The 5,654-nt window shown below is 67.9% G+C and carries 3 protein-coding genes; all 3 read left to right on the forward strand.

The annotated features are described in order from the left end of the window. The first annotated feature begins 192 nt into the window (after positions 1-192). Positions 193-2,301 carry a TonB-dependent siderophore receptor gene (locus ACE026_RS10385; protein ID WP_486038939.1) on the forward strand — a complete coding sequence of 703 codons (2,109 nt, stop codon included), beginning with the start codon at positions 193-195 and terminating at the stop codon, positions 2,299-2,301. A gap of 224 nt (positions 2,302-2,525) precedes the next feature. After that, positions 2,526-4,703, forward strand: a complete 2,178-nt coding sequence (yccS, locus tag ACE026_RS10390) for a YccS family putative transporter (RefSeq protein WP_486038940.1) — start codon at positions 2,526-2,528, stop codon at positions 4,701-4,703. A gap of 143 nt (positions 4,704-4,846) precedes the next feature. Beyond that, the gene (locus ACE026_RS10395) at positions 4,847-5,641 is read left to right on the forward strand and encodes an SDR family NAD(P)-dependent oxidoreductase (RefSeq protein ID WP_486038941.1); all 795 of its coding nucleotides are present in this window, start codon (positions 4,847-4,849) and stop codon (positions 5,639-5,641) included. Positions 5,642-5,654: the final 13 nt, after the last annotated feature.

Below are 5,654 nucleotides of genomic sequence, written 5' to 3' on the forward strand. Positions count from 1 at the left end.
GGCCCCCCCCCTGCCGGATTGACGCCTCCGGCCCAAAAGAGAACAATTCGCATCAGCCACGGTCCTGCATTGCCCCAGCGCGCTGCCCCGCTCCCGGTTCCCCGGCCAGCCTGACGACTCAGCCACTTCCTCTTTTTCCGCTTTCTTCTGATCGCGGACGGTGTGCTGCTGTCCGCAGAGGACCCCCACAACATGCGCCAGACTGTGTCTTTGCTCCCGGCCGTCGTGCCGGGCCGCCATACCCGTGCCCTGCGCCCGGCCCTGCTCGCCCTTTCCCTCGCCGCGGCCTGCACCGCCCACGCCCAGTCCGCCCCGGATGTAGGCGCCCGGGCGCGCTCGGCCACCGATCTGGATGCGATCAAGGTCACCGCCGAACGCACCCATACCGACACCGGCGCCCTGGGTGACCGCGCCGTGCGCGATACCCCCTTCGCGATCTCGGTGGTGGGCCGCGAGGATATCGAGAAGCGCCAGGTGGTCTCGCTTGGCGAGGCCTTCCTCACCGACCCCTCGGTGGTCACCCAGGTCAGCGCCTACGCCAGCGGCTGGAGCTCGCCGATCCGCAACCGCGGCATCGATCTGAGCTACGACAGCTACCGCGTCAACGGCCTGCAGGTCTCTTCGTGGGGCACCGAGTGGCCGTTGGAAGTGATGGAGCAGGTCGAACTGCTTAAAGGTCCCGGTGGCTTCATGTATGGCTTCGGCCAGCCCGGCGGCATCGTCAACTACGTGACCAAGAAGCCGACCGAGGTCACCACGCTGTCGGCGCAGCTCGGCTGGCGCGAGGCGGGCATCGTCAGCGGCCAGGTCGATGTGGGCGGGCGCTTCGGCAACGAAGACATGTTCGGCTACCGCTTCAATGCGTACCAGGAGAAAGGCGAGACCTTCAACGGCGGCGACGTGAACCGCAAGGTCGGCGCGCTGTCGCTGGATGCACGCCTGAGCGACCGCCTCACCTGGACCTTCGACGGCGTGTTCCAGTCGCGCGAGCTCAGCAACGAATCCCCGCAGTACTACTTCATCGGCCTGACCGAGCTGCCGCGCCCGCTGGCCGGCGACATCGACAACAGCATCGACGGCAGCTACTACGACACCCGCTCCAGCCTGCTCTCCACCGCGTTGAACTGGCAGATCAACAGCGACTGGAAGGCCAGCCTGAGCTATGGCGTGACCACCTCCTGGAATGACGTCAACAAGATCTTCGCCTACATCGATGACGTCAACGGCGACTACGACATCAACACCTACGAGCTCGGCGGCAAGAGCGAGTGGAAGCTGGCCCAGGCCATCGTGCAGGGCCGCTTCCAGACCGGCCCGCTGTCGCACCAGGTCGTTGCCGGCGTCTCCCACCAGACCGGCCTGGGCTGGGACCGCCCGTACGAATGGAACACCCTCGGCCGCGGCAACCTCTATCAACGTCCGACGCTGCGCCATGATGCGGTCGGCTCACGCGTGCTCAGCCGCGGCAGCGAAACCGTGCAGCAGGCAGTGTTCGTGAGCGACACCGTCAGCTTCGCCGATGGCTGGTCGCTGCTGGCCGGCGCGCGCTACAACGACTTCGAAAACAAGGGCGCGTACCACACCTATCCGGTCACCCCGACCTACGCCCTGATGTACAAGCCGGCCGATGCGGTGACGGTGTACGCCAGCTATGTCGAATCGCTGGAAGCCGGCAGCCGCGTGGGCAGCGACTACATCAATGCCGGCGACGTGCTCGACCCCACCATCAGCAAGCAGTACGAGATCGGCGCCAAGATCGAGTACCCGCGCTGGAGCGCCAATGCGGCCGCCTTCCGATTGGAGCGTGGCGCGAACATCGACCTGATTACGTCCGCCGGCAAGCTGCTGGTGCAGGACGGCATCACCCTGTACGAAGGCGTGGAAGTCAGTGGCGATGTGCGCCTGACCGATGCCTTCACCCTCGGTGGCGGCGTGACCTGGCTGGACCCGACCTACGACAAACTCTCCCCCGACAGCGTCGCCCAGCAAGGCAACCGCACCGCCGGCGCCGCCCGCTGGCAGGGCGTGCTGCACGCCGACTACAGCATCCCGCAGATTGACGGTCTGAGCGTGTATGCATTGGCCCGCTACTACGGTGACGTCTACTACGACGCCGACAACACCCTCAAACTGCCCGACTACACCCTGGTCAACGCCGGCCTCGGCTACCGCATGCAGGCCGCCGGCCATCCGGTCACCTGGCGCGCCGGCGTGGAGAACCTGGCCAACAAGAAGTACTGGTCCAACGCAGGCGTGGGCATGCCGCGCACCTTCGCGGTAAGTGTGCGGTTCGATATGTAAATTGCACCGGCCCCGCTTTTCGATGCGCACCGACCCACTGTCGGAGGGCGGCGGGGGGGGGGGGACGGGACCGGGGCGCGCCATGGATGGCGCGAATCGAGCTTACAAGGACGTACTTGCTGCGTGTCCCGGCAACCCACCCACGCCGACCCAGCCCCGCAGACAGAGGTGTCCCCTTCACCCCGCTCCGGCAATAATGGCGGCCTGCCTTCCGTCGAGCCGCCATGCCTTCGTTCGAAACCCGCGTCAGCCGCCTGTGGGCGCATGAAAAGGCCAGCTATGGCCTGCGGGTGTTCATCGCGTTGTCCGCGGCGATGGGGCTGTGCTGGTATCTGGACCAGCTGCCTGCGCTGCCTGGCGTGTTCCTGGGCATCATCGCCAGCGCGATCGCCGAGACCGACGACAACTGGTGGGGCCGGATCAAATCGGTCGCCCTGTCACTGCTGTGCTTCGTGGCCGCCGCCGCCGCGGTCGTGGTGCTGTTCCCGCATCCGTGGTGGTTCATCACCGCATTGGCGGCGGCGACCTTCGGGCTGACCCTGCTCGGCGCGCTCGGCGAGCGCTACGCCTCGATCGCGCAGGCCACGGTGACGCTGGCCATCTACACCATGATCGGGCTGGAGCAGCACGGCGCGACCGATCTGCCCCAGGCGATCAACGCGGTCAGCCACCTGCTGGCCGGTGCGGTCTGGTACGCGTTGCTCTCGATCCTGTGGACCGCCCTGTTCGCCAACCGGCCCGTGCGCGAGCGGGTGGCCCGCCTGTATCTGGAGCTGGGCCGCTACCTGCAGCTCAAGGCCGATCTGTTCGAACCGGTCCGCGATGCGGACGTGCAGAAGCGCCAGCTCGCCCTCGCCGAGCAGAACCGCCGCGTGGTCGAGGCGCTGAACATCGCCAAGACCGCGATTCTCGCCCGGTTTGGCCGCTCCGGCCGGCCCGGCGTGCAGTCCGGCCTGTACCTGCGCCTGTACTACATGGCGCAGGACTTCCATGAGCGTGCCAGCTCCTCGCACTACCCCTACGGCGCGCTCACCGAGGCGTTCTTCCACAGCGACGTGCTGTACCGCTGCCAGCGCCTGCTCGCGCTGCAGGGTGAGGCCTGCGCCAACCTGGGCCAGGCGATCCGCCTGCGCCAACCGTTCCAGTACGGCGAGCGCACCAAGCAGGCCACCGCCGATCTCACCGATTCGCTCACCTGGCTGCGTGCCCAGCACAACCCGCAGTGGCAGCGTCTGCTGGCCTCGCTGGACCTGCTCGGCCACAACCTGCAGAGCATCGAACGTCGCCTGTCCGAGGCCGAGAAGTCCGAGTCCACCCTGGACAACGTCGATACCCGCCTGCGCGATACCAACCCGCACACCTTGCGCGAGATGGGCGTGCGCATCCGCCAGCAGCTCACCCCCGGCTCGGTGCTGTTCCGGCATGGCCTGCGCATGGCGCTGGCGCTGATCGTCGGTTTCGCCGCGATCCGGCTGTTCAACGCCCAGAACGGCTCGTGGGTGCTGCTCACCATCGTCTTTGTGTGCCGCCCGCACTTCGGTGCCACCCGCCAGCGCCTGGCGCAACGGATCGCCGGCACGCTGATCGGCCTGGTACTCACCTGGGCGTTGATGCAGCTGTTCCAGGACCTGCGCATCGAACTGCTGATCGCCCTGATCTCGGCACTGCTGTTCTTCTTCACCCGCAGCGATCGCTACCTGGTGGCCTCGGCGGCGATCACGGTGATGGCGCTGACCTGCTTCAACCTGATCGGCGATGGCTTCCTGCTGATCTGGCCGCGGCTGGTGGATACGCTGCTGGGCTGCGCGATCGCCGCCGCCGCCGCGTTCCTGATCCTGCCCGACTGGCAGGGTCGCCGCCTGAACCTGGTGATGGCGCGCGTGCTCGACAACTGCGCGAAGTACCTGCACGCGGTGCTCGGCCAGTACGGCAGCGGCATGCAGGACGACCTGGCCTACCGCATCGCACGCCGTGACATGCACAACGCCGACGCGGCGCTGTCCACCGCGTTATCGAACATGCTGCGCGAGCCCGGTCACGTGCGCCGCAACCTGGATGCCGGCTTCCGCTTCCTGGCGCTCTCCAACACCCTGCTCGGCCATCTCTCCGCACTCGGTGCGCACCGCACCCAGCTGGACAGCTACGGCAAGGATCCGCTCGCGCTGTCCGGCGGCGAACGGGTGCAGCAGGCGATGCGGCAGATCGCCAGTGCGCTGCAGCAGCGCGAACCGGTGGCCGAAGACGCCAACGAGGGCGATCGGGCCCTGGCCGAGCAGCTGGAGCAGATCCCGGACGATATGCCGCCCAAGCTGCAGCTGATCCGCACCCAGATGGGGCTGATGCTGCGCCTGCTGCCCAAGCTGCGCGGGGCCGCCAACGAGGCAGCGCGTACGCTGCGCTGAACCACCACGCCGCGCATGCATGCGTTGCGGGTGTCGCACTGGTCCCGGGCCGGCACCGCCCCGATCTCTGGATCACGCCCATGGCATCGCCACGACAGACCGTCGGGCAGACTCTGGGTGCCTTCTCCACAAGGATCATCCCCATGCATCTGGATCTCACCGGGCGGACCGCCCTGGTCACCGCCTCCACCGCCGGTATCGGCCACGGCATCGCCCATGGGCTGGCTGCCGCGGGCGCACGTGTTGTCGTCAACGGCCGCAGCGAGGCCTCGGTGGCCCGTGCGCTGGCCGACCTTCGCAGCGCCTTGCCGGATGCGACACTGGACGGCATCGCTGCCGACCTGTCCGGGGCGGTCGGCGTGGACGCGCTGCTCGCGGCACTGCCGCCGATCGACATCCTGGTCAACAACGCCGGCATCTTCGGGCCGCAGGATTTCTACGAGACCGACGATGCCACCTGGGAGCAGTACTGGCAGACCAACGTGATGTCCGGGGTGCGCCTGTCGCGGGCGCTGCTGCCGGGCATGGTCGCGCGTGGCTGGGGCCGGGTGCTGTTCCTGTCCTCCGAGTCCGCCCGCAACATCCCCGCCGACATGATCCACTACGGCGTCACCAAGACCGCCCTGCTCGGGCTGTCGCGCGGGCTCGCCAAGCGTGTCGCCGGCAGCGGTGTCACCGTCAACGCGGTACTGCCGGGCCCGACCCTGTCCGATGGCTTCGCGGCGATGATGGAAGACGAGCGCGCCCGCACCGGCAAATCGCTGGAGCTGCTCGGCCGCGAGTTCGTGATGGCCAACCGGCCCACCTCGGTGATCCAGCGCGCGGCCACGGTGGAGGAAGTGGCCAACATGGTGGTGTACCTGGCCTCGCCACAGGCCTCGGCCACTTCCGGCGCCGCGCTGCGGGTGGATGGTGGCGTGGTCGACGATATCGTCTGAACGGTCGGGGGGG

The organism is Stenotrophomonas sp. AGC87, from assembly GCF_057333975.1.